The 25166-nt window shown below is 67.6% G+C and carries 30 protein-coding genes and 1 tRNA gene; 22 read left to right on the top strand and 9 right to left on the bottom strand.

All coding sequences use genetic code 11. The features are described 5' to 3' along the window. Window positions 1-12 precede the first annotated feature (12 nt). From ASD13_RS02405 to ASD13_RS02395, 3 genes are all read left to right on the top strand, one after another. Window positions 13-615, top strand: a complete 603-nt coding sequence (locus ASD13_RS02405; RefSeq protein WP_055865427.1) for a GNAT family N-acetyltransferase — start codon at window positions 13-15, stop codon at window positions 613-615. Window positions 616-1084: 469 nt separating this feature from the next. Beyond that, window positions 1085-1837: a YfbU family protein gene (locus tag ASD13_RS02400; protein ID WP_055865423.1), complete on the top strand. Its 753-nt coding sequence runs from the start codon at window positions 1085-1087 to the stop codon at window positions 1835-1837. A 63-nt stretch (window positions 1838-1900) separates the two neighbouring features. Next, on the top strand, window positions 1901-2062 hold the full coding sequence (locus ASD13_RS02395; protein ID WP_200942435.1) for a helix-turn-helix transcriptional regulator: 162 nt from the start codon (window positions 1901-1903) through the stop codon (window positions 2060-2062). 132 nt (window positions 2063-2194) lie between these two features. Here ASD13_RS02395 and ASD13_RS02390 read toward each other — a convergent pair whose 3' ends face one another. Beyond that, complete coding sequence (locus ASD13_RS02390) at window positions 2195-4591, bottom strand: phage tail tape measure protein (RefSeq protein ID WP_268776180.1); 2397 nt, start codon at window positions 4589-4591, stop codon at window positions 2195-2197. 111 nt (window positions 4592-4702) lie between these two features. On the opposite strand from ASD13_RS02390, the gene ASD13_RS02385 reads away from it, so the two are divergent. The 3 genes from ASD13_RS02385 to ASD13_RS02375 all read left to right on the top strand — a co-directional run bounded on the left by ASD13_RS02385 (window position 4703) and on the right by ASD13_RS02375 (window position 6277). Beyond that, window positions 4703-4951 carry a hypothetical protein gene (locus tag ASD13_RS02385; RefSeq protein WP_157535561.1) on the top strand — a complete coding sequence of 83 codons (249 nt, stop codon included), beginning with the start codon at window positions 4703-4705 and terminating at the stop codon, window positions 4949-4951. Between the two features lie 9 nt (window positions 4952-4960). Continuing rightward, window positions 4961-5656 (top strand): hypothetical protein, encoded by a 696-nt coding sequence (locus ASD13_RS02380; protein ID WP_055865411.1) that lies wholly within the window; start codon window positions 4961-4963, stop codon window positions 5654-5656. 90 nt (window positions 5657-5746) lie between these two features. Next, window positions 5747-6277, top strand: a complete 531-nt coding sequence (locus tag ASD13_RS02375) for a hypothetical protein (RefSeq protein ID WP_157535560.1) — start codon at window positions 5747-5749, stop codon at window positions 6275-6277. Between the two features lie 245 nt (window positions 6278-6522). Here the strand turns inward: ASD13_RS02375 and ASD13_RS02370 are convergent, their stop codons facing one another. From ASD13_RS02370 to ASD13_RS02360, 3 genes are read right to left on the bottom strand one after another with little or no spacing between them, the layout of a single operon-like run. Beyond that, window positions 6523-7104 carry a DUF3824 domain-containing protein gene (locus tag ASD13_RS02370; protein WP_157535559.1) on the bottom strand — a complete coding sequence of 194 codons (582 nt, stop codon included), beginning with the start codon at window positions 7102-7104 and terminating at the stop codon, window positions 6523-6525. A gap of 19 nt (window positions 7105-7123) precedes the next feature. Further along, window positions 7124-7468, bottom strand: a complete 345-nt coding sequence (locus tag ASD13_RS02365) for a hypothetical protein (protein ID WP_055865404.1) — start codon at window positions 7466-7468, stop codon at window positions 7124-7126. Then, complete coding sequence (locus ASD13_RS02360) at window positions 7468-7917, bottom strand: hypothetical protein (RefSeq protein ID WP_055865401.1); 450 nt, start codon at window positions 7915-7917, stop codon at window positions 7468-7470. Before ASD13_RS02360 ends, ASD13_RS02365 begins: the two co-directional genes overlap by 1 nt. 89 nt (window positions 7918-8006) lie before the next feature. On the opposite strand from ASD13_RS02360, the gene ASD13_RS02355 reads away from it, so the two are divergent. After that, the gene (locus ASD13_RS02355) at window positions 8007-8912 is read left to right on the top strand and encodes a hypothetical protein (protein ID WP_157535558.1); all 906 of its coding nucleotides are present in this window, start codon (window positions 8007-8009) and stop codon (window positions 8910-8912) included. A 52-nt stretch (window positions 8913-8964) separates the two neighbouring features. Here ASD13_RS02355 and ASD13_RS02350 read toward each other — a convergent pair whose 3' ends face one another. Both ASD13_RS02350 and ASD13_RS02345 read right to left on the bottom strand, forming a co-directional pair. Then, window positions 8965-9258 (bottom strand): hypothetical protein, encoded by a 294-nt coding sequence (locus ASD13_RS02350; RefSeq protein ID WP_055865393.1) that lies wholly within the window; start codon window positions 9256-9258, stop codon window positions 8965-8967. Further along, window positions 9255-9560, bottom strand: a complete 306-nt coding sequence (locus ASD13_RS02345; RefSeq protein WP_055865390.1) for a hypothetical protein — start codon at window positions 9558-9560, stop codon at window positions 9255-9257. The genes ASD13_RS02350 and ASD13_RS02345 overlap by 4 nt, the downstream gene beginning before the upstream one ends. Before the next feature lie 309 nt (window positions 9561-9869). Here ASD13_RS02345 and ASD13_RS02335 point away from each other — a divergent pair, with 309 nt between their 5' ends. Then, window positions 9870-10646, top strand: a complete 777-nt coding sequence (locus ASD13_RS02335) for a tyrosine-type recombinase/integrase (protein WP_235562448.1) — start codon at window positions 9870-9872, stop codon at window positions 10644-10646. Between the two features lie 62 nt (window positions 10647-10708). Here the strand turns inward: ASD13_RS02335 and ASD13_RS02330 are convergent. Then, window positions 10709-10796: transfer RNA gene (locus ASD13_RS02330), tRNA-Ser, on the bottom strand. Between the two features lie 236 nt (window positions 10797-11032). Between ASD13_RS02330 and mpaB (ASD13_RS02325) the strand changes: the two genes are divergently transcribed. The 14 genes from mpaB (ASD13_RS02325) to trhO all read left to right on the top strand — a co-directional run bounded on the left by mpaB (ASD13_RS02325) (window position 11033) and on the right by trhO (window position 21679). Next, window positions 11033-12040 carry a daptide biosynthesis RiPP recognition protein gene (mpaB, locus tag ASD13_RS02325; protein ID WP_235562447.1) on the top strand — a complete coding sequence of 336 codons (1008 nt, stop codon included), beginning with the start codon at window positions 11033-11035 and terminating at the stop codon, window positions 12038-12040. Beyond that, window positions 12040-13089 carry a daptide biosynthesis RiPP recognition protein gene (mpaB, locus tag ASD13_RS02320; protein WP_055865381.1) on the top strand — a complete coding sequence of 350 codons (1050 nt, stop codon included), beginning with the start codon at window positions 12040-12042 and terminating at the stop codon, window positions 13087-13089. The genes mpaB (ASD13_RS02325) and mpaB (ASD13_RS02320) overlap by 1 nt, the downstream gene beginning before the upstream one ends. Beyond that, on the top strand, window positions 13086-13760 hold the full coding sequence (locus ASD13_RS17710; protein WP_268776179.1) for an aminotransferase class III-fold pyridoxal phosphate-dependent enzyme: 675 nt from the start codon (window positions 13086-13088) through the stop codon (window positions 13758-13760). The genes mpaB (ASD13_RS02320) and ASD13_RS17710 overlap by 4 nt, the downstream gene beginning before the upstream one ends. A 44-nt stretch (window positions 13761-13804) precedes the next feature. Then, entirely contained in the window at window positions 13805-14344 is a 540-nt protein-coding gene (locus tag ASD13_RS17705; RefSeq protein WP_268776178.1) for an aminotransferase class III-fold pyridoxal phosphate-dependent enzyme, read from the top strand. Next, complete coding sequence (gene mpaC, locus ASD13_RS02310; protein WP_055865378.1) at window positions 14341-15531, top strand: daptide-type RiPP biosynthesis dehydogenase; 1191 nt, start codon at window positions 14341-14343, stop codon at window positions 15529-15531. Before ASD13_RS17705 ends, mpaC begins: the two co-directional genes overlap by 4 nt. Continuing rightward, window positions 15532-15666 (top strand): MpaA1 family daptide-type RiPP, encoded by a 135-nt coding sequence (mpaA1, locus tag ASD13_RS17700; RefSeq protein ID WP_017829103.1) that lies wholly within the window; start codon window positions 15532-15534, stop codon window positions 15664-15666. Window positions 15667-15706: 40 nt separating this feature from the next. Beyond that, window positions 15707-15832, top strand: coding sequence for an MpaA2 family daptide-type RiPP (mpaA2, locus tag ASD13_RS17695; RefSeq protein WP_255162400.1), 126 nt, complete (start codon window positions 15707-15709; stop codon window positions 15830-15832). 36 nt (window positions 15833-15868) lie between these two features. Further along, on the top strand, window positions 15869-15988 hold the full coding sequence (gene mpaA3 / locus ASD13_RS17770; RefSeq protein ID WP_017829101.1) for an MpaA3 family daptide-type RiPP: 120 nt from the start codon (window positions 15869-15871) through the stop codon (window positions 15986-15988). 63 nt (window positions 15989-16051) lie between these two features. Continuing rightward, window positions 16052-16879 carry a daptide-type RiPP biosynthesis methyltransferase gene (mpaM, locus tag ASD13_RS02305; RefSeq protein ID WP_055865375.1) on the top strand — a complete coding sequence of 276 codons (828 nt, stop codon included), beginning with the start codon at window positions 16052-16054 and terminating at the stop codon, window positions 16877-16879. A 16-nt stretch (window positions 16880-16895) separates the two neighbouring features. Next, the gene (mpaP, locus tag ASD13_RS02300; RefSeq protein WP_055865372.1) at window positions 16896-18572 is read left to right on the top strand and encodes a daptide biosynthesis intramembrane metalloprotease; all 1677 of its coding nucleotides are present in this window, start codon (window positions 16896-16898) and stop codon (window positions 18570-18572) included. After that, entirely contained in the window at window positions 18553-19269 is a 717-nt protein-coding gene (locus tag ASD13_RS02295; RefSeq protein WP_055865370.1) for an ATP-binding cassette domain-containing protein, read from the top strand. Before mpaP ends, ASD13_RS02295 begins: the two co-directional genes overlap by 20 nt. Continuing rightward, window positions 19266-19994, top strand: a complete 729-nt coding sequence (locus ASD13_RS02290) for an ABC transporter permease (RefSeq protein ID WP_055865367.1) — start codon at window positions 19266-19268, stop codon at window positions 19992-19994. The genes ASD13_RS02295 and ASD13_RS02290 overlap by 4 nt, the downstream gene beginning before the upstream one ends. Next, complete coding sequence (locus tag ASD13_RS02285) at window positions 19991-20725, top strand: hypothetical protein (protein ID WP_055865364.1); 735 nt, start codon at window positions 19991-19993, stop codon at window positions 20723-20725. Before ASD13_RS02290 ends, ASD13_RS02285 begins: the two co-directional genes overlap by 4 nt. A 63-nt stretch (window positions 20726-20788) precedes the next feature. Continuing rightward, a complete protein-coding gene (gene trhO / locus ASD13_RS02280; RefSeq protein ID WP_055865361.1) occupies window positions 20789-21679 on the top strand; it encodes an oxygen-dependent tRNA uridine(34) hydroxylase TrhO in 891 nt (296 codons plus the stop codon). Window positions 21680-21721: 42 nt separating this feature from the next. Here trhO and ASD13_RS02275 read toward each other — a convergent pair whose 3' ends face one another. Next, window positions 21722-23989, bottom strand: a complete 2268-nt coding sequence (locus ASD13_RS02275) for a transglutaminase family protein (protein WP_055865359.1) — start codon at window positions 23987-23989, stop codon at window positions 21722-21724. Then, window positions 23976-25166: a DUF58 domain-containing protein gene (locus ASD13_RS02270; RefSeq protein ID WP_055865356.1), complete on the bottom strand. Its 1191-nt coding sequence runs from the start codon at window positions 25164-25166 to the stop codon at window positions 23976-23978. The genes ASD13_RS02275 and ASD13_RS02270 overlap by 14 nt, the downstream gene beginning before the upstream one ends.

Below are 25166 nucleotides of genomic sequence, written 5' to 3'. Positions count from 1 at the left end.
CGAGGAGTCGCCGTGTCCCGCATTCGTCCGTACCGCCCCACCGATCGTGCCGCGCTGTACGAGATCTGCGTGAAGACGGCGGATGCCGGGGCGGATGCGACCGGTGTGCTGTCGGACGATTCGCTGTGGGGCGACCTGTTCGCGGTGCCCTACGCCGAGCGTCATCCCGATCTCGCGTGGGTGGTCGAGAGCGACGACGAGCGCACGATCGGCTACATCGTGGCGACGGACGACACCGACGCCTTCTACACCTGGTTCCGTGAGGAGTGGTGGCCGACGCTCGAGGGACGCCACCCCCGGCCGGTGGAGGTGGCCACGCGGGAGGATCGGATGATCGACTACGGATACAGCCGCGCCGCCGGCATCGAGCCGAACGTCGCGGATCACCCGGCCCACCTGCACATCGACCTGCTTCCCGAGACCCAGGGGCAGGGCCTCGGTCGCCAGCTCATCGAGACGCTGTTCGCCGAGCTGACCCGGCGTGGGGTGCGCGGGCTGCACCTGGGGATCGACCCGAGCAACGCCGGTGCCGCCGCCTTCTACGAGCGGCTCGGGATGACGCGCCTGCCGGCGGAGCCGGGGGGTCAGATCTACGGCGTGCGCTTCGACGGCTGAGCCCTCGCGATTCAGGCGGCGAGGGCGGGCCCCGGTGCCCGCCCCTTCGGGGTCCCCCACGCCCCATCGACAAGAAGAGAGCCCCCGCTGGTGCGGGGGCTCTCTTCTTGTTTGGCGGTGACGGCGGGATTCGAACCCGAATCGATCCCTCATGATGGCGCGGATCGGCCCGCGATCCCGCGTCAGCACAGAGATTCTTGCTCATGACGGTCGACTTGGTGCCCATCGGATTACTCGATGTGTTGCCACGATGTTGCCGCAGGAGCGGGTTCGGCTGCTGAGAGATGTGATCGGACGCGCGAGCTGATGACCACGGAGCAAGCAGCAGAGTGCGTCGGCCGGAGATCGCAGGTGATTTGCGTGTCCTGATGTGCGAGGCCGTTCCAGTGTATGCTTGGATGACTGTATGACTGTATGACTGTATGACTGTATGACAGGTATGTCATACACGCAACATGAAAGGAAAATTATGGCTGTTCTGAACGTCCGATTGGACGACGACGCATACGAGAGCCTCAAGGATCTCGCGGAAGCCGAAGGTAGCTCGCTGAGTGAGTTTGTTCGTGATCGACTCCTGGAGTTTGTCGTACCGTTGCCGCGAGAGCATGGCGACGAACCCGCGCCCGATTCATTCAGCACTCGAGATCGCCTGATGTTGTCTCTGCTCCATCGCATCCTCGCTCGCGTTCTTCCGGAGGATGCGGATGGCGACGACGGGAACATGGACTATCAGCTGCAGAAGGCTCAGATCATCGAATCTGGTTTTACAGGCGAGTATTGGTTCGAAGTTGCCGGCTTCGAAACCGAGCTCTCGAAGCAGGACTGCCGTCGAGTGATCGATATCCTCCAGATGTTTCGGATTATCACGTTCAGTATCGAGCGCTTGCAGAAGCAGGGCGAGAAGCTGGACGAGGGCTTGCTCTATGGCCTTCGCTTCCGTGGCTTCGACCACAACGACTCGCTCGAGGGGCACATGGCGCGGTACGTCCGTTACCAGATGCGGGATGAACTTCACTGGGCGGAACTGCAGCCGCAGGCTGAGGCGGCCGACGACGGGAACTCTCACATGCAGATGCTCGACATCTATATGCGGATGCTGACGGAGTACCGGAAGATCATGAAGACCCGTGAGCGGAGATTTGACCGCGACGCCTACTTCCTGAGCGCCGACGAGCTACGTGCGATTGATGCCGCCACCGTGCATCCGTCGAACCGAACGTAAGGTGACGGCGGTGGCCCGTGCGACTCTTCGAGGCCGAGGTGCGGTCGCCACATGAATCAGCTGATGACGATCGAGCAGGTAGCGGACGTGCTCCAGGTGCCGGTGGACACGGTCTACGCCTGGCGGTCGAAGCAGTACGGGCCGCCCGCTTTCAAGGTGGGCAAATACTTGCGCTGGAAGCCGGAGGTCGTGGAAGCATGGATCGATGCGCAGCCGAGTCATTGAGCGGTTCTGCGGTCGAACTGGCCCGAGGTGCTGAGAGAGGAAAGAGCACGGCTGGAAGGTCCTAGTGAACCGACTGCCGTGCTCTTCCGCTGAGCGTACTCCGCGCCAGGTGTGTCCGTCGACCCCGGTGGCCTATTCGGATCCGAACTCCCTCCGGAACTCGTCCGCCACCTGCCGCACCGCGAACCGCGGGTCACTGTTGTGGATGGTCGCGGGGAACACGTACGTGGGCCCACCAGATGACGCAGGGCCACCAGGTACGACGGAACCGCCGCCGTCGGCGTAGGAGGCCGCATCCGAGGGGATGTATCTGCCGCCGAGGCGTTCGGCGGTGACGGCCATGATCTGTTCCGAGCGAGCGCGCTTCGACGGCGCGAGAGGGATGTACGCCTCGCCGCCCGTTTCAGGCTCAGCCCAGATGAGGTATTCGCCGGCGCGGGCGAACTGTGCCACGTGATTCTCCGACATGCCGCCTTGGGCGAAGGCCGCTATGGATGGTCGGATCCCGCCGTCGGCGAAGTTCACGATCCCGCCGTCGGCCTTCTTGATGCCGTTGAGGTAGCCGGCGAATGCATCGTTGAGTGCTTGCGTCTTCGGGTTCAGCCAGACGTTGATCGTCTGCGAGCCGTAGTCGCGCATGAAGTCGTGGATCTGCGTCCTCGCCGTCGCGGTATCGACGGTGATCTTGATCTGCTCCGGCGTCGGCATGTTGAAGACTTCGTCGGCGAGGTCGTGCACCCGGTCGGCGTTGTAGCCTGCCTCGATCGACGAGTCGATGAACGCCTGCTTCTGCGCCGCGAGAGTGTCATTCCACTTCAGGGCCGCGTCGTTGGCGGACATCGTCTGCAGGTCGACCTCAAACTGCTTCGCTGAGGCCTCCTGGGCTGCCGCGGCGACACCGGCGAGCGAGTCCACGTTCGCGGATCCCGCCTCGGTGTTCCGGTCCATGGAGAGCGTGAACCCATCGAGCGTGCCGTTCGCCGCCGCATAGGCATCTTTCTGCTTCTGCACCTCATCGGAGATCCCCGCGAGCGCCGCCTGGTAGTCCGCGTTCGCGCTGATCGCGTCCTGGTTGTTGCTGTTGGACTCGTTGATCTGATCGAGTAGCTTCGAGAGCTCGTTGTTCAGCTGCTCCACGGAGTCCGCTTCGGCAAGGTAGGCCTCGGCGGCTGTCTTGGTCCCCTCGGCGGAGCCCTTGTTCGCGTCTTCTTCCTGTTTCTTGAGTCGGATGCCTTGGTTGATGCCGTCATTCTGCGCCTGGATGCCGTTGATCATCGCTTCGAGCGCGAGACGGGTCTCGTAGGCGTTCATCCCCGTTTCCTGTTGGATCTGGTTGAACGCGTCCTGGTCACCACTCAGCGCAGCGTAGTACCGGCTCAGGTCGTCGATCGCGTCCTTGTCCTTGAGGGCGGCGTCGGTGACGACGTCGAGGCCGACACCGAGCTTCTCCGCCGCATCGGCCGCGGACTGCCAGTTGAAGGTCAAGAACTCCCCACCTTTCAGCAGCTCGTCGATCGCGAGGTCGCGTGCGGCCTCGCCGACACGGTTCGTTCCCTCTTCGATGGTGTCGGCGTACGACTCGGCGACGGCGCGCGCGGCCGCCTGCTTTGCCATGAGCAGCCCGACGACAGTGATGATTCCGGTGAGCGCGAGTCCGGCACCCGCGCCGGCGCGGGCGGTCTTTCCCATCGTGGTGTTGGTGTCCGCCAGGGCCGCCTTGAGCTCCAGGAACTTCACGCGTGCGCCGATAGCTCCGCCGCCGAATAGAAGGATGGCCGCGGTGGCGACGCCAAGGGCGAGCGCAGTGGCCTGGATCGGCTGGGGCCAACCGGCGTAGACGTCGACGAGCTCGGTGACGGCTTGCGTCATGCCGCGGAGGACGTCGTTCGCCGCGCTACCGGTGCGAATGAGTGCAGTGTCGAACGCGCCGCCGAGCTTCTCAATGTCGCCGGCCAGGTTGTCCTGTCGGATGCGGGCCTGCTCTGCGGCATAACCGGAGTCGTCGACAGCAGCGGTCCACTCGTTCACGGCTGCCGCGCCGCCCTCGTACAGAAGGGTGGCGGCGTTCAGGGACTCGTTGCCGAAGATCCGGCCGAGGGCGGCAAGGCGCTCCTGCTGCGTGAGGCCACCGAGTCGGGTCTTGAGCTGTTCGGCAATGCCCGCAATCGAGAGCATGTTCCCGTTGCCGTCGAACATGCTGATGTTGTATCGGTCCATCTCGCTCGCGGCGGCGGCGGAAGGGGCTTGGAGCGACGCGAGAACGCCGCGCAGCGATGTGCCAGCTTTCTCGCCGATGATTCCCTGTGTAGCGAAGTAGGCGATTGTGCCCGCGGTCTCGTCGAGCGAGAGCCCTACCGAACCCGCGAGCGGACCGACGTACGTCAGCGCGAGCGCGAGATCATCAACCGAGCCTTGCGCCTTTCCTGCCCCCGCGGCGAGAACGTCGGACACGTGCGCTGCCTGCTCCGCAGGAAGACGGAACTGGGTCAGGGTGGTCGCCATGATCTCGGCGCTGCGCGCGACCTGCAGTTGACCGGCGGCGAACTGCTCGACGCCGCAGAAGGCGAATGCTGGCCGAGCAACCAGTGCGACGCGGAGTGGGCGCTACTCCGGAACTGGGCGATCCAGACTGAGTGCCTGATGATCGACGAGGCGGAGAACCTGGCGTGGGAGCAGGCGATGCGCGAACTCGCTGGACGCGACCTCGCGTACCCAGAGTGGATCGAGGCGCGAGGGGAGGCGCTCAAGGCCCGCACGCGCGCCAGGAAGCTCGCCCAGGCCAACCTCCGGTACAAGTACGGGTACCGCGGACACAGGCGTTGGGGGTTGCTCCGCACGGCCGTGCGGGAGCAATACCGGCGGTGGTCAGCTGGTGACGAAGACGGCTAGCATCGGGCCATGGTCTCACTCAAGCCACCGCCTCGAAGCGGAGACGGAACGAACTTCATCGACCAGTTCGGCAGCACTTTCGGGACGAAGGATGTGACGGTGACGCCGGGGACCGAGCGCCCGGAACGCCCCGTCGCGACCTATCCCGCGGTGATCACCGCGAAGAGCGCGCAGTTCAACGTCGACACACCCATATATGAGGGTGACGGCTTGGAATGGGACGACCCTCGCGGCGGTCGTATGCGGCGATTCGCGGCTCAGGTCGACGTGAACGACGCGGGCGGCGCGGCTGCCTCCCTCGCGCACGTCAGAGTCGAACTAGCAACGACGGGCACCACTGCACCGCAGAAGCGCGTGCCGCGCGTTGATGGGCACGTGATCGTAGTTAACGGGTCAAACGTGAACATCGCACTCGAGGGAGCCACGATCACGCAGCAGATTCCGGTGAGTGCCGGGTATGAAGCGCTCGCGGATGCTGTTGGCAAAGCGCTAGCGGTGATCGAGCGGACCGAAGGCATTGACCCCGACGAGATCGAGTTCGCGAGGGAAGCTGCCACGCAGGTTGTCGAGGAAGCTGCAAAGGCTGAGCCCGATAAGGCAGTGATCAAGAAGGCACTACCCATGCTGCGGGGCGTACTGAGTGCTGCTGCCACGTCGGGCGCGGGAAAGGCCGCGAGCGAGCTCGTTGCCCAGCTATTCACCTGATCGAGCACCGCGTTGCCGCCGAGGCCTCACCACCCGGGTGCGCGCTGGGGCGCAACGGTGGCGGACCCACCGCTCGATAGAGTGCCGATTGTGGACTGTGAAGAGTATCGAATCAGCTGTCAGCTTGAGCGCATAGCGGACTCTGTTGGTGGCGGCGGTGGCGAAACATTCGTCGCTACGCTCCTCGCAACAGTGGTCGGCGCGCTGATCGCGTTGCTCGGCTCTTGGCTGCTCGATCGAGCTCGGTCGAAGAAGGACGCGGCAGACCGGTACGAGCGGAATCTCGACGCGGCGCTGCAACGCACCATGGAGGAGATCGGGGAGCGGATGCGCGAACTAGCGACAGCCAAGGGGTGGCCGCTCACGCCACCGACGAAACTCAGCGCGTCAGCTAGCCTGGCCCGCATGGTCGCAAGAGGCGCCGACGCGGACGCCACCAAACAAATGCAGTATGCGATCGATCGTATCGGGGACAGTGGCGAAGGGTCGACGGTTCAGAGAAGGCAAGTCGAGATCGTGGGTCAAATCATCCGAGCCTGGCGTGAGGGAAGCCACACAGCGGCGAAAGCTCAGGAACGCTTCGCCGGAGTAGCGCCCGACGTTGGCGGGACGGCTCCATGAGCGTTGCAGGAAGCGGATCTGCCTCGTGATGCCGTACACGCGTACACGCCTGACGCGTGCGCGCGTAGGTGTGACCGATCGAGTCGGAAGGCGAGGAGTAGGGTCGTGCCAGGAACGCGACAGGCAGTCCCCTCGGACAGCCGGGCCGCGTTTCTCTTTGGTATCGTGGCGTGTAGAGCGCGGCAGGCAGTTCCCACGAACAGCTGAGCCGCGTTCTGCGATTCCCGAGCGGACTACTCGTCATCTCATGTTGCGGGAGGTGTTGGGGTCCACTCGAGCTCAGTGCGCAATGCGGCACCAAGCTCGTCCATCATGCGCTCGACGTGCTCGGCGAAGCGCGACGATCGGGCAAAGGCGGCGTTCTCCACGTCATTGCCGCTACGGCCTTCGTAGACGCCAGGATCGAGGCTGGCCGCGATCGAAGCAGACCGAAAGCTGTCGACTGCTGCACGGAGCTCCGTGTCGAGCAGGCGGGTACGGAGCCGGTTCACGTCCACCCCGTTGACGTGCATCGCATCGCTAAGTTCCGATGGGAGTTGGGTTTGCTTCCCCTCGCGTGCTTGCATGTGGTCGAAGAACATTGCGCGCCCGGTGAGTCTCGCCATCTGCTGGATCGCGTCTTGGAGTTCAAGCAACGTCTTTAGCTGGAACTCGTGGCGCTTCTGTGTTGCCAGCGCATCCCGGTCTTCCGCGCGAGCCTCACGTTCGCGAACGGCCATTCGTCGGTCACGACGAGCCTCGTTGATGCCGCCTAGCAGGTACCCGGATGCGCCGGCGATCAACGTCGCACTTGCTGTGACAATCTGCGTCCAGGGAACATCATCCATTCTGCAATCATGGCGGAAGTCACGCGTGGTGCCGGTGGAGATCGTATAGCTGGTAGCTGAGGCGCCGGTGGGCTTTCGTCTCGCGGCCGTCGCGCTGGCGTGTCGTCTGGGGGAGTGCGAGCAGGTCGTTCATCAGCTCCGCTTCGCGTTGTTGGCGCTTGAGGTCGCAGTCGACTCGGTGTGCGTAGGTGCCGATACTGGTTCGCCAGTCGTCACCGAACCAGAGGCCTTCGTGTCGGGCGATGTTGGTGACGGTCCCGGCGGCCACATGGTGCTTCCTGGCGATCGCATTGCGTCCGAGCTCGCCGATGCGGATGTCGTCGGCGATCGCGCTGCGCGTCGCGGGTGCGAGCGGGGCGGGCATCAGGCGGCCCCGCTCGCGTGCTCGTGTTGGTCCGCCTCCGTCTCGTAGTGCGCTGCAGTGTCTAGGTACCAGGGTTCGATCTCCCCGCGCGAGACGGCGTCGCGCAGGCGTGCGGCGTGGGCGCGGCACCAGGCGATTCGTTTCGCCGCGGCGGTAGCAGCGGTGTCGCGCTTCGGGCGGGTCTGCTTGGCTGCGCCGCGGCGGCCGGCGTTCGACGTGGGTGGCCTGGGGGTGGCGCGGTGGCCTGCCCAGTACCCAATCTTCGGGTCCGCGACGTTCGCATACTGACGGCAGAGGAGTGCGACGTCGCATGTCCAGCAGATCTCGGCGAGTTCTTTCGCGACCGTGGGCGTGATGCGGTCTTCCGTGAAGCGGGGGTCACCGTTGCACTTCGGGGCGCGCATCTCGAGCGCTCGGGAGAGCTGGTCGTATGCCGCATCGGGTGACATAGGGTCATAGTAACCCTAACCCCATCGCGACAACCTATTCGCCCTCGAAGGCGTCGCGCTGGTACTTGGTGAGTGGATAGTCTCGCGATGTGAGTGATCGTTCTGTGCGCGTCGACGAAGCGACTGTTCAGCAGTGGGCGGAGCTCGCGCTCAAGGTTCGAGCCTTTGATGACATCGTGGAGCGGTGTAGTCGACCGCAACTTGGCAGCTACTTCAACGTTGTGGATGACGCGTATCCGCGTGAGGCATTTAGCCAGTGGACGCGAGAAGGCTTGCGCTCGGCCCTTGATCACATTCGTATCTGGGCCAACCATGCGGTGCCTTTGGAGCAGCCGGAGGGGGTCGTCGTTCATCATGAGGGTTTCCGGTGGTCGTTCACGCTGATGCGAGGGGCGATTGAGGGAGCGGCGCAGTCTCTTTGGTTGAGTCGGGCAAAGACGGTAGATGTTGCGAAGACCAGACTTGTCCGGGCAGTCCGTCACGATCTGCGTGAGCAGAGACTTGCCTGGCTTGCGATGGGGTCGGACGTTGGGCCCGTCGACGCACGCGTGGTCTTTCACGAGGCAGCCGCGGCGGAGCTGGTCGAGTTCGGGCCTAACACTGACAGGCTCCCGTCGATGGTCAGCATGATTCGGGATGCAGCGACCGAGACTAACCAGGACCCAGACCGACACGAAGCTAACTGGCGAGTATGCAGCGCGGCAGCTCACGGAAAGGACTGGGCCATTCTCGAGCTCCAGACATTCGTCGATCGGGTGGAATGGCGACCCGGCCAATATCACTCCATAGGCCACCCTGATCCTGACCGTCTGACCGAGATTCTGGACGACGCAGTCTCCCTTCTCTCGCTAGCCGGGATCCAGTACCTCGTCGGCTCCGGATATGACCCGGCCCTGGAGATCCGACGGTCGATAGTTGTCGCCGCTCGGAAGATGCCGCAGAAGGACGGCGGCGCGCACGTGGAGAAAACCGCGAAGCTGTTTGGCGTCGACTAGGGCCCGTCAGGCTCTGGGAGCCCGGGGGCTCTCTGCTCCCGGGTAGAGGCACTCACGCGTGAGGAGTGCCTCCACCTGGGAGTGCGGCCGTCCTAACCGTCCAGTGCTCGTAAGTGGCGGTCCACATCGGTCGCCCTGCGGAGGATCCGTGGCGGCTCGGCAGCTGTGCAGCCAGTTCGACGAGGCGCGTCGCTAGAGCTGTGGCCACGTTCTTGCTGAGTGCTTCTGTGGCGGCCCTCCCGTCGAGATCAAGGATGAAGATCCCGTCGGGGCCACTCGGGCCGATGGCGAACGCGCAGAGCTCTTCGGCATGCTCGCGGGTGAACTGTTCCTCAGTGATGGTCATCCGCGGGGCTCCTCTGCGGGCTTGTCCAGGTCGATGCCCGCGATGAATGCGAGCGTCGTGAGGGCCGTGCCGGTGTGTAGGACGATGCCAGCCTGGTCCAGCAGCGTGACGTCTCGATCGCGGACCTTGATCTTGAGGCCCTCGCGGCGTGCGACGGCGCGAACGTGGCGGACGTCGCGGCGGTGCGCCGCATCGTGGTCGTCGACGCCCTCTGCGCTCACGACGATCCCGGTCTCGCCGTCGCGGTGCAGAAGGTCGTATGTGCCGTGCCAGAGAATGAGGGCGTCGTCGGCCAGATGCACCCCGATCTTCTTCTTCTGGCGGGATGAGTCGGTGCTGAAGAAGTCGAGGCCGTGGCGGTAGGTACCTCGCTTGTCGAAGGACCACGTCTCGCACAGGATGCCGCGCGTGGTCGAGGTCGGGAAGGCGAAAGGCGACTATGTCAACCCGGCCGATGCCCGGGAGGATGTTGCGTCGATCGCTACGGCGTGGCTCATGGCGCGTGAGCAGGTCATGAAGCCGTCGAGCTACCAGCGCTCCGGGGCTCGTGGGAGACGCACGTGCAGGCTCGCTGGGGTGCTCGCGCGGTCGGGAGTGTGAAGCACTCCGAGGTGCAAGACTGGGTGGCCGAGCTCTCGCGCGACCGTGCTGCCACGACCGTGCTGCGCGCGCACGGCGTGCTCGCCGCGGTGCTTGACGTCGCGGTGAAGTATCGGCGGGTGAGTCGCAATGTCGCCCGAGGTGTCGCGCTGCCTCGGAAGGTGCCGAAGTCAAAGCCCTACCTGACGCACGAGCAGGTCGCCGCACTCGCCGCGGCAGCCACGTACCCCGTGCTGGTCCTCTTTCTGGCGTATACGGGCCTCCGCTGGGGTGAGGCTACCGGACTGCGGGTCAAGCACGTAGACGCGCTCAGGCGACGCGTGAGCGTCCAGGAGAACGCGGTGCTCGTCGGGGGAGTGGTGCACGTCGGGACGCCGAAGACGCACGAGGCGCGCTCGGTGCCCTACCCCGCGTTCCTGTCGCTCGAGATCGCGCGGCTGTGCGAGGGCAAGCGGCGCGAGGATCTCCTGTTCGGCGACGGCGTGACGCACATGCGGCTACCCAACAGCGTGCGCGGGTGGTTCGCCTTCGCGGTCAAGCGGGTGCGCGAGGCTGACGACGAGTTCCCCAGGGTGACCCCGCACGACCTCAGGCACACCGCGGCGTCGCTCGCGATCTCGGCCGGCGCGAACGTGAAGGCCGTACAGCGGATGCTCGGGCACGCCTCGGCGAGCATGACGCTCGACACCTACGCGGACCTGTTCGACGACGACCTCGACGGCGTCGCTGACGCTCTCGATCAGGCTCGCCGTGCGGCGGTTGTTGCCGAAGTGTTGCCACGGGCATAGGTCAGCCCACGAGAAAGGCCCCGCCTTCCCTGTGTTTCGTAGGGGAGTCGGGGCCTTCATCGTGGCGGTGACGGCGGGATTCGAACCCGCGGTTGCTTGCACAACACACGCTTTCCAAGCGTGCTCCTTCGGCCGCTCGGACACGTCACCAAGGAACAACCTGTCCATCCTATCCGATGCCGGGCGTGCGACAGGACAGACCGCCGACAACCGAGCCTCCGGCACCCCCGGATGTGAAATATTGCACGTCACCTGCCGTCTGTATAGCCTCATGTGAGGACGTATCGCCTTCTGTCGTGATACGACGTTTCTCTGGGGGAAGCATGCAGGCGAGTTCGACGGCGACACGAAGCGGCCACCGCACCGCGACGGCTTTCGAGCAGTATGTGAGCGCACGGCGCGGGTTCGTCGAGGGAGCGGTGTTCTTCCTGGAATCCGGCACGCACCTCGAGGCGGTGCTGAGCGGGAGCAGGCCGGGGGACGTCGTCTTCACCCCGGCGGGCACGGCCGTGCGGAGCGATCCGCGCGTCGTCGAATACGACGGGCGCTTCTGCAGGCCCGGTGACCAGCTGACCTTCGACGGCAGGCAGACGCTCGAACTGCAGGAGTACGTCGCGGCGCCCTTCGTGGCGATCGTCGGGCCCACCGTCATCCGGCAGTGCAGCGCGGAGGGCGTGGCCGCCTTCTTCAGCGACGCCGATACGGCGAGGGAATCCGGCGTCTTCGTCGAGCAGCTGCTGAGCAGCGCCGTTCTCCTCGACTCTCTCGTCTCCTTCGTCGGGACCGATCACGAGCCGGACGCCCTCGTGCGTGTCCATGTGAGCGCAGACGGCGGTTATCGGGACGGCCCCGACGGGCTGGTGATCGGTGAGGTCGGAGACGAGCGTACGGACGTCGAGGCCCGCGCCGTCGACGGCGCGGGCCGAGGACGGGCCTTCGCGCGCATCGTCGACCGCGGCATGTTCGAGGCCGACCTCGACGACAGGCGGTGGCTCGCGCGGTACGTGGCGGCGCTCGAGATACTGCGTCAGTGGGACGGGATCCCGGCGCGTCCGGCGATCTCGGGGTTCGGTGGGCACCTCGTGCGCGCGCTCGACGAACTCCCCGCGCTCCTGGGCGTCGTATCCGCGGACGCGCCGTTCCTGCTGACCGGCGGCGATGACGAGTATCTGCTGGTGGATCCCGTGACTCGTCGTCGGTTCCGCCTCGGCATCGACGCCGCGCGTGCGGCCGAATGCCTGATCGCGACGGGAGACGAGTCGGCGGCGGTGTCCCTGCTCGCTGCCGAGCTCGACAGACGCGCGAGCAGCGTCGCTCCCGTGGTGCGGGAGGTCCGCGGCGACCTGGCAGCGGTGGGTCTCGACGTGGCCGCGAGCCGGGACGAAGGCCTCTGATGCGAGACGACGACCACGCTGCTCAGCCGGAGCTCTTCGGCGCCAGGGCGCTGCGCGAATGGATCACCGGCGAGCATACGGAGCACTCCCGGATCTTCCTCCTCGAGAGCGGAGCAGACGTCAGCGACCTCGACGACGTGGCCGGTCACGACGACGTGGTCCTGTTGCCGGCGGAGAGCGCGCCGTATGACGGGCCGGCCGGCACCGCCCGGTACAGCGGCGCGCTGCGCGAGGTCGGCGACGAGCTCTTCTTCGGCGAACGCGGCGTCGAGCTCCAGGACTACGTCGCGGCGGCGTTCGTGCAGATCATCGGTCCCACCGCCGTCCGCTTCTTCGATGAGACCAGCTGGCGAGCCTTCCTCGACGATGCGGAGCTCGCGCGACGCACCGGAGTCTTCCCCTCGGCGTTGACCGATCCGCGGGTGCTTCTCGCCGATCGCGCTGCGCTGGTGAGGCCGGGTCGGCTGGAGGCCCCGAGCGCTCTCAGACTGAGCCCTGACGGCGCGGTCAGCCTGGGCCTGCAGGGCGAGATCCTCGGCAGCACCGCCGATCTCGAGGCGCTGCTCACGGTTCCGCTGCCCGGCGCTGCGGCACTGGGAGGCGTCGTGCCCCGTGATGTGCTCGCAGCCGACCTGGCGAGTCGCGAGTGGATGGGGCGCTACCTCGGAGCAACGGACCTCATCAAGATGCTCCGGCTGGAGACTGCGACCGCCAAGATCTCCGGCTTCGGCTGGTCGCTGATCGATGACGGGCGCGCCGACGCCGAACCGCTGGCCACGGATCCGTTCCTGCTCGACACCGACGACGGTTTCCTGCTCGCGGACATCGGATCCCTGCGCCGCCAACTGCTGTCGGCGTCGACGGCCGTCGTCGTCGCCGCCACGCAGACCTCCCGTTCGACCGAGGTCGCGGCCGACCGCGTGGCTCGAAGGCTCGGCATCGCGACATCCGACGCCCGCGCCCTGTGCCGCGAAGCCCGCACGGCGCTCAGCGTCCACGTAGGCACGCCCGCCGATGCGCGCTTCCGAACCGCGGGGGTCGAAGGGTGAGCCTGCCGAACGCGCTGTGGACGTCGATGCTCCCCGCGGACGAGATCTTCACGCACGACCGCGTGGCCGTCGGCGCGGCCGGGAACCGCATCGAGTTCGCTGACGGATCCACACGTCTGTGCGCGACGAGCGGTCTTTGGAACGTTCCGCTCGGCTTCGGGAACCCGGCGGTCGCCGACGCGGTGGACAGGGCCACGCGTGACGCCTCGTACCTGTCGTTGTTCAGAGCGCCCCATCGGTACGCGCAAGACGCGGCGGAAGCCCTCATCGAATTGGCGGACCCGAGCCGCTACCGCCGCGTCATCTTCTCTACGTCGGGCGGGGCGGCGAATGACGCTGCGATGAAGCTCGCACGCCAGTACTGGTCGCAGAAGTCGGGCGGGTCCCGTTCGATCGTGGTCGGCCTCAGAGGCGGCTATCACGGCACGATGTACGGAAGCCATGCCCTGAGCGGAGACGACCTCCTCCAATCCGCCTACTTCGTCGACCGCAGAGCGGTGAGACACGTCTCTCACAGCGACGACGGCGAAGAGCTGGAGACGCTGCTCAAGCGAGAAGGATCCAGGGTGGCGTCGGTCGTCGTGGAACCCGTCCTCGGCAGCGGCGCGTACGCACTGTCGGAAGCGTTCATCGATCGCCTCCTCGCCCTCGGGAGGAGTACGGCTTCCTGATCGTCGCCGATGAGGTCGCCACGGGGTTCGGCCGCACCGGGACGATGCTCGCCACCGACACCTGGGCGGCGGCACCGGACGTCCTGATCCTCTCCAAGGCACTGACGAACGGCGCGATGGGCGCCGCGGCGCTCCTGGTGGGTGACCGGGTCGCTTCCGAATTCGTCCGCGGGGGCTGGACGTTCGTCCACGGCGAGACGCAGGCGGGGACCCCGGCCTGCGCGGCGGCCATCATCGCGGTGATCGAGGAACTGCGCCGCATCGATGTGGAATCGACCGCCCGAGCGCTGGGAGCCGGGCTGGGGGAGTTGGCGACGTCGTTGCTGTCGTACGGCGTGGTCACGGAGATCACCGGAAGAGGGTGCTTCATCGGGCTCGGGCTTCGCACCGAGGATCAGGCCCCGCTCTCCGGGGCGGAGGTGCTCCGCGCCGTCGCGGCCATCGCGCGCAACGGCGTCCTGGTGCAGCCCGGTCCCAGCTCGATCGAGCTGATTCCCGCCTACGGGTTCACCGCGGACGAGCTGCATGAGGTGGGCGCAGCCATCCGCTCAGGGCTGGCTCAGGCGCAGGAGGCATCCGCATGACCTCGGACTTCGCTGGTCGAGTTCCCACCCTGTGGCACGGAGAAGGGATCGCGCGGCAGATGATGGAGCGCCTCACGGCGGGCCGCGAGACTCTCGTGGTGGCGGACGCGGCTGTCGCGGCCCCCTTCCTGGACGGCCACTCGGCGAGAACGATGACGATCGACGCACCCGCGGTGAACGTGGCAGCCGTCGTCACGATGGCGCAGGAGATAGTCCACCGGTCGCCGAGCGTCATCGTGGCCGTCGGCGGAGGAACCGTGCTCGACGCCAGCAAGATCGCCGCACTGGCGCTCGCCCGCGGGCGCGTGTTCGACTACGCGATCGGGCATGCATCGAGGTCGGCGCTCACGTTCCTGCCCCACGCTCTGCCGGCTGTGGACATCATCGCCGTGCCGACGACGCTGGGCACGTCGTCCGAGACGAACAGCGTCGGCATCCTCACGACCGACCGCGGTCACCGACTCATCGTGGGGCACGCCCTGAGACCACGGCACGCGATCATCGATCCCTGCAACCTCACCTCCCTCACGCCCGAAGCCGTGAGGGAGGGAGCGCTGGAGGCGTTCCTCCGTCTGGCGGGCGCCTCGACGAGCGCGCGGAGAAGCGCCAGGGGGAACCGCGACGCCGTCGCCCTCGGCAGAGCGCTCATCGACGCGGCGACCCGCGACCCCGACTCGGTGGCGGGAAGGCTCCGCATCGCGCGATTGAGTGCCGCGACCCAGCGCAGCGCGGCGCTCAGAGGGCGGGATCCCTACAGTGCCCGTCATTGGTATGTGGCGAACGAAGTGGCCTTTCTGCTGCAGGTCCGAAAGATCGTCGCCACGGCGGCGGTCATCGCCGCGGTCTGGCGACGAATCTGCTCGGGAGACACGCGCTGGGGCGATCGGAAGAGCCTGGAGGGGTTCTGGGCGCGGGCGTCGATCGGAACGACATTGCCCGTCGAACCGCCCGCCGGGATCGCTGCGCTCCTCGACCGCTGGGGGATTCCGCGTCCGCCCGAGCCGAGCGCTCATGACGTGGACCGCATCTCCGCCGCCACCGAAGCGGCATGGGGAAATCGCCAGCCGATGCTCCCCGGTCTCACCGCGGGCGACTTCCGTGATCTGCTCCGCGAATCGTGCTGGAGCCCTGAGCCGGTCGGCGCAGATCGCCGACCATCGACCGTGCTTTCGAAGGAGGTGAATTAGATGGGCAGAAATGAGGAGACGAGTATCCGGTTCCAGGAACTGGAAACGATGGAGGCCCCCAGCTGGGAGAGCTTCTATCAGGGCGCGATAGGTGCGCTGGTTCTCATCGGGATCGGCGCAGCCGCCGCGACGTGACCTCTGGTGGCGGAACACGAGAAGCGGAAGGGAGGTAAGGATGCACACCGCAATGCCGACGCTCGAGTTCACGGAACTCGAGGCCATGGAGGCCCTGAACGACACCGATGACTACATCCGCGGATTCGCCGTGGGCGTGATCATCGGAATTCTCGCCTTGACCTAGACCCAGCATTCGAAAGCTCGACAAAGGAGGTTCGCCTTGCAGACGGAATCGCTGGAATTCACAGAACTCGAACACATCGACGCACCGCTCGAATGGTGGGAGCACGCCAGCTACATCATCGCCATCATCGGCGGAGCGGCAGCGATCGCAACCTGACCGCGGGGTGCGGGCGTATCTCGCACGCCCGCACCCCCTGTTCCCCCGAGAGGCGATGTGCGAATGTCAGACCTGATCACCGAAGCGCTGTCGGCGCGACTCGAGGCGGTCGGCGCGGTGCCCACGGCACAAGACCTGTACGCCGGAGTCGGCACCGACTTCTACGAGCGGCTCGTCGGCGCGGACCGTGCCGAGATCCGCGAAGTGCTCGCGCTCGCGAGAGACTCCTCGGGGCCGATCCTCGACGTCGCGGCGGGGAGCGGGAGGCTGACGATCCCGCTGGTGAGATCGGGCAAGACGGTGACCGCGATGGATCTCTCCGACGACATGCTCTCCCACCTACGACGGGCGCTGCCGGACCACGCCTCACTCGACTGCGTCGTCGCGGACATGCGCGACTTCTCCCTGGGGCGTCACTACGACCTGATCGTCATCGGGGCGACCTCCATCACGCTGCTCGATCGTGCGGGAAGGTCCGGCCTCTACGCGAGCGTGCGACGGCATCTCGCCGATGGAGGTGTCTTCGCCTTCACCGTCGCCGGCGGCGACGCTGCCGAGAGCCTCGCGGTTCCCCGAGATCACGAGATCGGTGTGCCCGGACCCGAGGGAGAAGAGACCTACCTCTTCTCACAGCAGCTGGACCATGACGGCGGGGCGCGTGTGGTCAATTGGGTTCGCGCCTCCGAGCTCGTGGCCGGTGCGGAGGTGACCGTCCTCACGAGCCGCCTTCAGGTGCTCAGCCAGGAGATGCTCTCTCGAGAGGTCGTGGAGGCCGGTTTCGCCCCGCCTGCCGTCTCGCCCGTGCGCACGAGTCACGGAGTGGAGATCCTCCTCCTCACGACGTCGCTCGCGGGACCCAGGAGAGAGGCACCTGGCGATGCCTCCGACTAGTTTCGTGCGTCGAAGAGTGCCGCGGACCGCAACGGCGCTCACCCCCGACGCGCGTCCGCTCCTGGCCGCCGGGGTCGCCTTCGAGAAGGGGATCGACGAAGCGGCATGGATCGTGATGCTGCACGGCGTGCCTTCGTCGCGGGTCTCGGGCGCGGTCGTCGACATGCTGACGGCGCTGGACGGCGAGACCCCGCTTCACGTTCTGCACATGCGCTTCGCCGCCGCCGAGTCGTGGGAGAGCTTTCTCGGTCTGGTGCTTCGCTTCCGCGCGAGCGGACTCCTCGACGGAGACACGAAGCTGCCACCTGGCCGCTGGGACTATCGGCCCCCGTTCACCCTGCAGATCGCGACGCTTCGAGCGCCTGCCCTGTTCGGCCGCGTGGACCATCTGGTCGTTCCGCTCTCGGGCAGGGCGGTCCGTGCCACCGTCGCCGTGCTGCTCGGCCTCGGACTCGTGGCGGCGATCCTGCAGGCGGGAGAGCTGCGCAGCGCGCTCACCTCGCCCATACCGTTGTCCGGCCTCGTGATCCTCGTCGCCGTGCTCTCGCTCCTGACCCTGCTCCACGAGGGCGCGCACGGCCTCACGCTCACGAGGTTCGGGGGAAGACCCCGCAGGGCCGGCTTCATGATCTTCTATCTCACCCCCGCCTTCTTCGTCGACGTGACCGATGGCTGGCGCCTCCCCGATCGCCGGCAACGCGTCGCGATCGCCCTGGCCGGGCCCGCCGTGCATGCCGCCGTCGCCGCCGTGGCCCTTCTCGTCGCGCTCGCGCTGCCCGACACCGAGGTGCGCCAGACGCTGGTGCTTCTCGCGCTCGCCTGCGCTGCCATCGTCCTCGTCAACCTGATCCCGTTCGTGCGGTTCGACGGGTACATCGCGCTCATGAGCGCGCTGGATGAGCCCAACCTGAGAGCACGGACGATTCGTGACGGCGCGAACTTCCTGACCCGCTTCCTGTTCGGCGGGCAGAGGGCGGCCAAGAGCCTGAGCACGTGGTGGAGCGTGCCGTTCGGCCTGGCCAGCCTGATCGCTCCGGCGGTCCTGGTGCTGTTCGCCGTCGGCCGGGCGGCTCGAGCGGTCGCCGGCGGCGGACCGGTCCTCGGTCTGCTGGTCATCGCCCTGGAAGCCGTCGTGGTCGTCGTCGGCGTCGTCCTCGTCTCGAGGGCACTGCACCGCGCCTTCCGGTCAGGTGTCTCGCGACTGCGGTTCTTCACCGTCCTCGCCGCACTGGTCTCGACCATCGCGGTCGCAGGAGTCCTGATCCCGGTACCGGTGACCGCCACGCTCGGCTTTTCGGCGCAGGGCGGCCACGTGGTCCTCCTGCACGCCGGCGGCGCCGCCGAGACGGAAGTGCCGGAAGGCGCGCGCGTCGTGCTGATGAGCAGCGGCATCCTCGCCGATGAGCGGGTCGGCGAGGGGACGGTCACCCGACCGCGAGCGATACCGACGGAGGTGCCGCTCGACGCGCTCTTCCCCGTGACGGCGGAGGGTGTGACCCTGCCGGCGGTGATCGTCGCGGGCGTAGATCTCACCGACGGGAACCCGAGACTGCCTGCGACGGGGCAGGCACGCGTCGAACTCGGCGTCCGAAACGTGTGGCAGTCGCTCTGGGCGACGGGCGTGACGCTGCCACTGGCGACCCTGCAGAGCGAGAGAGCGGAAGAGGATGAGAATGAACGACTACGCCATTGAGGTGCGCGGACTCACGAAGAGGTACGGCCAGCGGACCGCCGTCGAGGAGCTGTCCTTCGTCGTCCCGCGCGGATCGATCGTCGGGCTGCTGGGCCCGAACGGGGCGGGGAAATCGACGACTCTGCGAGCGATCGTCGGCCTGCTCCGGCCCTCGGGCGGAGACAGCCTGATCGACGGTGTGCCGTTCTCGGCCCTCGACAACCCCGCATCGCACGTCGGCGTCCACATGGACGGGTTCGGGTTCGAAGCGGGAATCTCCGCCAGAAGACACCTGGAGATCTGCCGACTCGCGGCTGGGGCACCGCGCAGCAGGGCCGACGAGGTGCTGGACGAGGTGGGGCTGGCCGCGGATGCCCGTCGCCGGGTGAAGACGTTCTCGACGGGCATGGCCCAGCGTCTCGGGCTGGCGACGGCTCTGGTGGGTTCCCCGCGCACACTCGTCCTGGACGAGCCGGCCAACGGTCTGGATCCCGACGGCATCCGCTGGCTCCGCCGGTTCCTGCGCGCCTTCGCCGAACGCGGGGGCACCGTCCTGCTCTCCAGCCATCAGCTCGCCGAACTGGAACAGGTCGTGGATGAGGTCGTCGTCATCAAGGGACGAGCCCTGTTCGCCGGGCGGCTCGGCGACCTGGTCACCAGCGACGACGATTCGCTCGAGAGCAAGTACTTCGACCTGGTCGGCGGTGCGTCCGCATGAGGAACGCGATTCGCAGTGAGCTGCTGCGCGCGGTGAGCGGACCCTCCGTCCTGCCGGTCTATCTCGTGGCCCTGCTCATGCCGCTGTTCGTGCTGTTCTCCGACGGCTCGCGCTTCGACCTCGCCGGGGTCGACTCCCACACGGCGACCTCCCGCCTTCTGGAGCCGCTCGCGTGGTCGGTCATCTCCGCAGCGTTCGTCGGGGCGTACGCGGTCACGCGCGAGTACTACTACTCCTCGATGGAGCGAACCCTCACCGGGGTCGGCTTCCGACGTGCCTTCTCGGGAAAGCTCATCGCCGGGGCGCTCATCGCGATCGCGCTGTCCGTATGCATCTTCGTCACCTGGACGCTGGGGATCTTCCTCGTCCTGGCCGAGAACGGGCTGACACTCGCTCTGTCGTTGCAGTCCTGGCAGCTGTACGCCGGCGCGCTGGCCGGTGCGGTGCTCGGTGCGCTCATCGGAGGAGCCGTCGGCTGGATCACCCGCAACTACTATGCGACGGCGATCATCGTCCTCGTTCTGCCGATGGTCGTCGAGTTCGCGTTGCTGCGCACAGCACCCGAGGTGGCGAAGTTCTCGCCAGGATTGGCCATCGCCGCCGTGGGGGTTCCCGGATTCCAGGACCGGCTGCTCGCGTTCGCCCCCGCCCTCGGAGTCGGACTCGCATGGACCGCAGGGCTCGTGGCGGTCGCCTGGTTCACAGGACGCCGGAGGGTGGGGTGATCGGCCGCGCCCTGCGAGCACAGGCGCGCAGCTTCGCGGGCGACATCGTTCTCCTCGGGGTGACCGTGGCGGCGCTGCTGATGTCCCTCTCCCTGGCGATGAGCATCCCACCTGACCTCGCGGGTGCTCCGCTCGAGGCCAGAGAAGCGCTCGCCGGGTCGCTCACGGCCGTGATCGCGATGTACGGCGCGGTTCTCGCAGCGGTGTACGGTTCGTTCCGCTACACGGTCGACCGGCGTGACGGCGTGATCGCTCAGCGCCTGATGCTGCAGTCCCGGTGGGTGACCCTGCTCGTCCGCGTACCCGGTGCCGTCGTCGGCGGGGCGGTCGTGTCCCTCGCAGGAATGGTCGGCGGTCACCTCGCACTGACCGTCACCGCGGGCGGCATTCCCGTGGAGTGGTCCACGGTCGGATCCACACTCGCCCTCGGCGCGGTGGCAGGACTGTGGGGGATGGGACTGGGAGTGGTCGTGCAGGTCCATCTCGTGGCTCTCTTCCTCGTGTCCCTGTCGATGAGCGGGCCGGTGCTTCTCGCGATGCTCTGGGGAGCGGGTGCCGTCTACCTTCCACCCCTCGTGATGCTCGAAGCCTTCCGCCTCGACATCGGCGCGCTCGGAGTCGCAGCGACCGATCGGCTCGACGGCTCCCTGGCCGCGGGGGTGACGGCCGGATGGATGGTGGCGGCTCTTCTGGCGGGGGCGCTCGCGTTCCTGAGGCGCGATGTGACGTAGCCGCCTCGACAGCGCGTCAGCGCAGGTTCGGATCGGCCGTGGCCCACGACGTAGGATCCCTAGGTGGCAACACCCAAGATCGTCCTCTTCTACGCGTTCACCCCGCTCGCCGACCCCGACGCCATCCGCGTCTGGCAGCGAGACATCGGCGAGGCGCTGGGCCTGCGCGGGCGTCTGATCATCTCGAAGGACGGGATCAACGGCACTCTCGGGGGCGACATCGGTGCGCTCAAGAAATGGCTGCGGTCGTTCCGCTCGTACCAGCCCTTCGCCGACGCCGACATCAAATGGAGCGAAGGCACCGGGGTGGACGCCCAAGGGCACAGCGTCGACTTCCCGAAGCTCAGCGTCAAGGTGCGCGACGAGATCGTGTCGTTCGGCGCACCGGGGGAGCTGCGCGTCGATGAGAACGGCGTCGTCGGCGGCGGCACTCGTCTGACGCCCGAAGAGCTGCACGGTCTGATCGATGAGCGCGGCGAGGATGTGGTGTTCTTCGACGGGAGGAACGCGCTCGAAGCGCAGATCGGGCGCTTCCGCGGCGCGGTCGTGCCCGACACCGAGACCACCAGAGACTTCGTCGAGCTCCTCGACTCGGGCGTCTACGACGACCTCAAGGGCAAGCCGGTCGTGACCTACTGCACCGGCGGCATCCGCTGCGAGGTGCTGTCGAGCCTGATGACGGCCCGTGGCTTCGGAGAGGTCTACCAGCTCGAGGGCGGCATCGTCCGATACGGCGAGAAGTACGGCGACGACGGCCTCTGGGACGGTTCCCTGTACGTCTTCGACGGCCGCGGCTCCGTCGACTTCTCCGACCACGCCGCGGTCATCGGAGAATGCGTAGGGTGCGGGGCTGCGACCAAGCGCACCGCCAACTGTCCCGATCCGTCGTGCCGTTCGCAGTTCGTCGTGTGCGAGGACTGCGTCGCGGTCCCCTGTACCGCCCACGCCGCCTGACCCGCACGCCGCCTGACCTGCACGCCGCTTGACGCTTACGGTTCAGGCCGTCATACCGGGTTCGGCGGCTCGCGGCGCATACAGGGAACGGGGCACCAGCACCGCCCGCACCCTCGTCGCTCGATCGGCGCTCTGTCGCAGGCTCGCGAGCACCTCACCCAGTGGTTCGGCGAGATCGTCCGATGCCTCGCCGGAGCGGGCATAGTTCGACCGCTCGACCGCATCCGTCAGCCGACGCATTGCGTGTGCATCCACGCCGTTCTGCCGCACCAGACCGGCCGCGCGCACGCGGGGAGTGTCGGCGTCGGTGACGGGAATCTGCAGGTCGATCAGGGTGTCGCGCACCTCCGCCCAGGCGGCGGCAGGGTCGCCACGGCGCGCCCTGCTCAGGCGCGCCCGACGTTCCGCGAGCCGGATGAGCGCGGGAAGCAGCAGCAGCACGACGACGCCGAGGGTGGTGAGGGCGACCGGTGTCGGGTCGAGGCGGCGCAGCTCGCCGCCGCTGGCCGAGTCTCCGCCGGCGTCGTTGCGGTCGACCTCGGGACCCGAGGTCTGCTCGGCCTGCGGTGCCGTGGTGGGTGCCGGTGCGGACGGGTTCCCTGATCCGCCGCCCTGCGTCACCCCCGGGCGGAAGGCCGTGGGTACACCCAGCGACGCGGTGGGCTCGAACGGGACCCACCCGACACCGGGGAACAGCACCTCGGGCCAGGAGTGCAGACGATCGCTGGTCACCGAGAACACCGACTCGCTGCCGCGCTTCTCGTCGGTGAGTGAGCCGGGAAGGTATCCCACGACGATGCGCACCTGCATGCCGAGGGTCTCCGCCATCAGCGCGAACGCCCCCGCGAAGTGCACGCAATATCCGGATCGCGCGTCGAGGAACTCCGCGACGGCTTCTGCCCCCGTGCCGTCGAAGCCTTCCTCCACCGGGGTCTCCAGCGAGTAGGCGAACTGCGAACGGAACCAGTTCTGCAAGGCGATGAGCCGGTCGTAGTCGGTGCTCGCAGCTGCGGTCACCTCGGTGGCCAGCTCACCGATGATGGCGGGCAGCTCGACCGGCTCGGCGTCGGGATCGACGACGGGAGCGGCGGCATCGATGGCCCGGATCTGCTCGAGCGTGGGGAGGAGTCGCGACGAGGTGACCGTGTAGTCGTTCCCGACGGCATCGGCGCCGCGGGAGTACAGCGTGCGGTTCTCGGGGGCGATCCGCCATGCGTTGCTGAGACCCTGCACGGTGGTGGCGGGGTAGGGCACGGGGAGCCAGGAACTCGACATCCGCAGCACGCGGATGGAGGTGGTCTGCTCCTCCGTCGTGATGTCCTCTCCCCATTCCGGGGGACCGAATCCGTCGCCCTGCGACTGCAGATCCCCGTCGTCGGGTTGCCAGACGCGTCCGTCGAACCGCGAGAGCGTCGTCAGGCGCAGATACGGCGCGGTCTCGCCTTTCGCCGCCACGGTCAGGACCTCGACCGGATTGGGCTGGCGCAGATCGTCACCCAGACGCAGCGATGCATCGACCGTGACCCCGACGCCGGTGCCGGCGAGGCTGGTGCTGACAGGAAGCATCGGGGCGACGGCGATGGTCGTCGCCATCGCGGCGGCCCCGATCGCGACGGCGACCGATGCGGAGGAGCGGCGTGGGGATTCCGGATGTCTGCGCGCCGTGTGGCGGAAGACGAGGAGGGCGACCGCACCGAAGAGCACGAACCAGACGACGTTCGTCTCGCCGAGGGTGACGATCATCGGCACAGCGCCGACGGCCCCGGTCAGCAGCACCGCCAATACGGCGGAACGGTGGGTGACGAGGTGGTCCAGGAGTATCGCGACGACCGCGAAGCCGATGCCCATGGCGGCCGCGAGCCCGGGGGAGGGATCCAGCGGCGCGGAGCCGAACACGACCGCCTCGACAGCGGAGGCGCCGAGCACCCCGAACAGCGTCAGCGTCGCGGAGGTCGGGATGATCCCGAAGAGGGCGGTGTCACCTGCGATGAGCAGCGTCACGACGGCGACGGCGACCACGACCTGCGTGGCGAGCGTGGCGAGGTCCTGAACCCACTCGGCTCGTCGGCGCAGCAGGTGCCGCATCAGCATTCCGGTGCCGGCCACGGCGACGATCACGGCGATGACGGTGAACGACCAGGCTCCGGGAGCGATGACCGAGGTGAAGGGCCACATGGCCACGAGCGCCGCCGTCGCCGCCAGTGCCCCGGTGCCGACCACCCCGGCCGGCTCCTCGTGGTCGCGGTGCCAGAACGCTGGTCGGCGCACCGCGGCGGGTGCGGCCGGCGGGGCCTGTTCAGCGCGGAACATCGCCGACTCCGATCCGTGCCGAGACGGCATCCTCCCAGGCGGCGGAGATGTCGTCGCCGAGCCGTGCCACGGTCCAGCCGTGACGGGTGGAGGCCTCGGTGGCGCCCGGGAGCAGTTCGGTGCTGAACAGCATCGGCGCAGCGGCGCCGGCGGCACGCAGCGCCGCGGCGTCCTCTTCGTCGAGGCGGCCGGTGATGTAGACGAGTGGGCCGGGCGGTGTTCCGCCGATGAGTGCCACCAGGTCGCGGCTCTCGCCGCGGGGCGTGACCATCGCGAGAGCCGTGAGCAGCCCGTCGCGGTCGTCTTCGTGGCCGCGGAGAGCGCCGAGGAGGGTGCCCGCGCTGTCGAGAACGTCGACGCTGTAGCCCTCGGAGGCCAGGTGCACCGCAGCGGAGGCGCACAGCGAGACGGCGGCTTCGAAGGCCGGATCGGCCTCGGCCCCGGGGGCATCCCAGCGGCGGCCGCTCCGGTCGAGCACGACCACCGCGTCGGGGCTGGACTCCTCCTCTTCCTGCCGCACCATCAGCTGACCCCGGTGCGCCGTCGCCCTCCAATGGATGCGACGCATCGAGTCGCCCGGGATGTATCCCCGCGGCGAGAGGTTGTCGCTGCCCTGTCCGAGCCGGGTCGACGAGGTGTGCGCGGTTCCACCGGCGGCACCGACCCGCACGGCGAGAGGTGCGAGGGCGAACACCTCGGGGACGACGGTCACGCTCCTGGTCTCCCCGAACGCCTGCTCGCGCTGTGCCAGACCGAACGGGTCCACCGTGCGCAGCATCAGCGGGCCGACGGGCCAGACGCCGCGCCGCACACCCGTGATCAGGTAGCTGAGCCGGCCGTTCTCCGGAGGATACTCGCCGCCGGAGTCCGCGGAGACGGCGTCGGGGAGCACGTCGTGCCAGAGTCCGCGCGGCACGCGGATGGCGCGCAGGGAGAACCGCACGGTCACTCGTGAGGTCTCGGACACGGTCAGCAGGTCGGTCGAGATCTGGCGGGTGACGGTGCCGGATCGTCGCGGCAGGCGGACCGCGAGGAGCGAGAAGAGGGTGACGGCAGCGAGCAGCACACCGAGGTAGAGCAGCACGCGCGCGCCCAGGAGGTTCGCAGCGATCAGGCAGCAGAGCGCGGCGACGAGCGCTCCGGCACCGCGGCCGGTGAGGGATCGACGTCGTCGCAT

Origin of the sequence: Microbacterium sp. Root1433D1, from assembly GCF_001426835.1 — a bacterium.
Lineage (GTDB): Bacteria > Actinomycetota > Actinomycetes > Actinomycetales > Microbacteriaceae > Microbacterium > Microbacterium maritypicum.
Note: the sequence above shows the minus strand (reverse complement) of the source record. Positions and strands in the feature narration are given on the sequence as shown.

Coding starts and splice junctions, on each gene's coding strand:
- ASD13_RS02380 (WP_055865411.1), top strand. CDS start 4,961: ATGGTCTCACTCAAGCCACCGCCTCGAAGCGGAGACGGAACGAACTTC.
- mpaB (WP_055865381.1), top strand. CDS start 12,040: ATGCGAGACGACGACCACGCTGCTCAGCCGGAGCTCTTCGGCGCCAGG.
- ASD13_RS02290 (WP_055865367.1), top strand. CDS start 19,266: ATGAGGAACGCGATTCGCAGTGAGCTGCTGCGCGCGGTGAGCGGACCC.
- ASD13_RS02270 (WP_055865356.1), bottom strand. CDS start 25,166: ATGCGACGACGTCGATCCCTCACCGGCCGCGGTGCCGGAGCGCTCGTC.
- ASD13_RS02385 (WP_157535561.1), top strand. CDS start 4,703: ATGATCGACGAGGCGGAGAACCTGGCGTGGGAGCAGGCGATGCGCGAA.
- ASD13_RS17705 (WP_268776178.1), top strand. CDS start 13,805: ATGCTCGCCACCGACACCTGGGCGGCGGCACCGGACGTCCTGATCCTC.
- ASD13_RS02395 (WP_200942435.1), top strand. CDS start 1,901: ATGACGATCGAGCAGGTAGCGGACGTGCTCCAGGTGCCGGTGGACACG.
- ASD13_RS02370 (WP_157535559.1), bottom strand. CDS start 7,104: ATGGATGATGTTCCCTGGACGCAGATTGTCACAGCAAGTGCGACGTTG.
- mpaM (WP_055865375.1), top strand. CDS start 16,052: ATGTCAGACCTGATCACCGAAGCGCTGTCGGCGCGACTCGAGGCGGTC.
- mpaA2 (WP_255162400.1), top strand. CDS start 15,707: ATGCACACCGCAATGCCGACGCTCGAGTTCACGGAACTCGAGGCCATG.
- mpaA1 (WP_017829103.1), top strand. CDS start 15,532: ATGGGCAGAAATGAGGAGACGAGTATCCGGTTCCAGGAACTGGAAACG.
- mpaC (WP_055865378.1), top strand. CDS start 14,341: ATGACCTCGGACTTCGCTGGTCGAGTTCCCACCCTGTGGCACGGAGAA.
- ASD13_RS02350 (WP_055865393.1), bottom strand. CDS start 9,258: ATGACCATCACTGAGGAACAGTTCACCCGCGAGCATGCCGAAGAGCTC.
- ASD13_RS02360 (WP_055865401.1), bottom strand. CDS start 7,917: ATGTCACCCGATGCGGCATACGACCAGCTCTCCCGAGCGCTCGAGATG.
- ASD13_RS02400 (WP_055865423.1), top strand. CDS start 1,085: ATGGCTGTTCTGAACGTCCGATTGGACGACGACGCATACGAGAGCCTC.
- ASD13_RS02295 (WP_055865370.1), top strand. CDS start 18,553: ATGAACGACTACGCCATTGAGGTGCGCGGACTCACGAAGAGGTACGGC.
- ASD13_RS02275 (WP_055865359.1), bottom strand. CDS start 23,989: ATGTTCCGCGCTGAACAGGCCCCGCCGGCCGCACCCGCCGCGGTGCGC.
- ASD13_RS02365 (WP_055865404.1), bottom strand. CDS start 7,468: ATGCCCGCCCCGCTCGCACCCGCGACGCGCAGCGCGATCGCCGACGAC.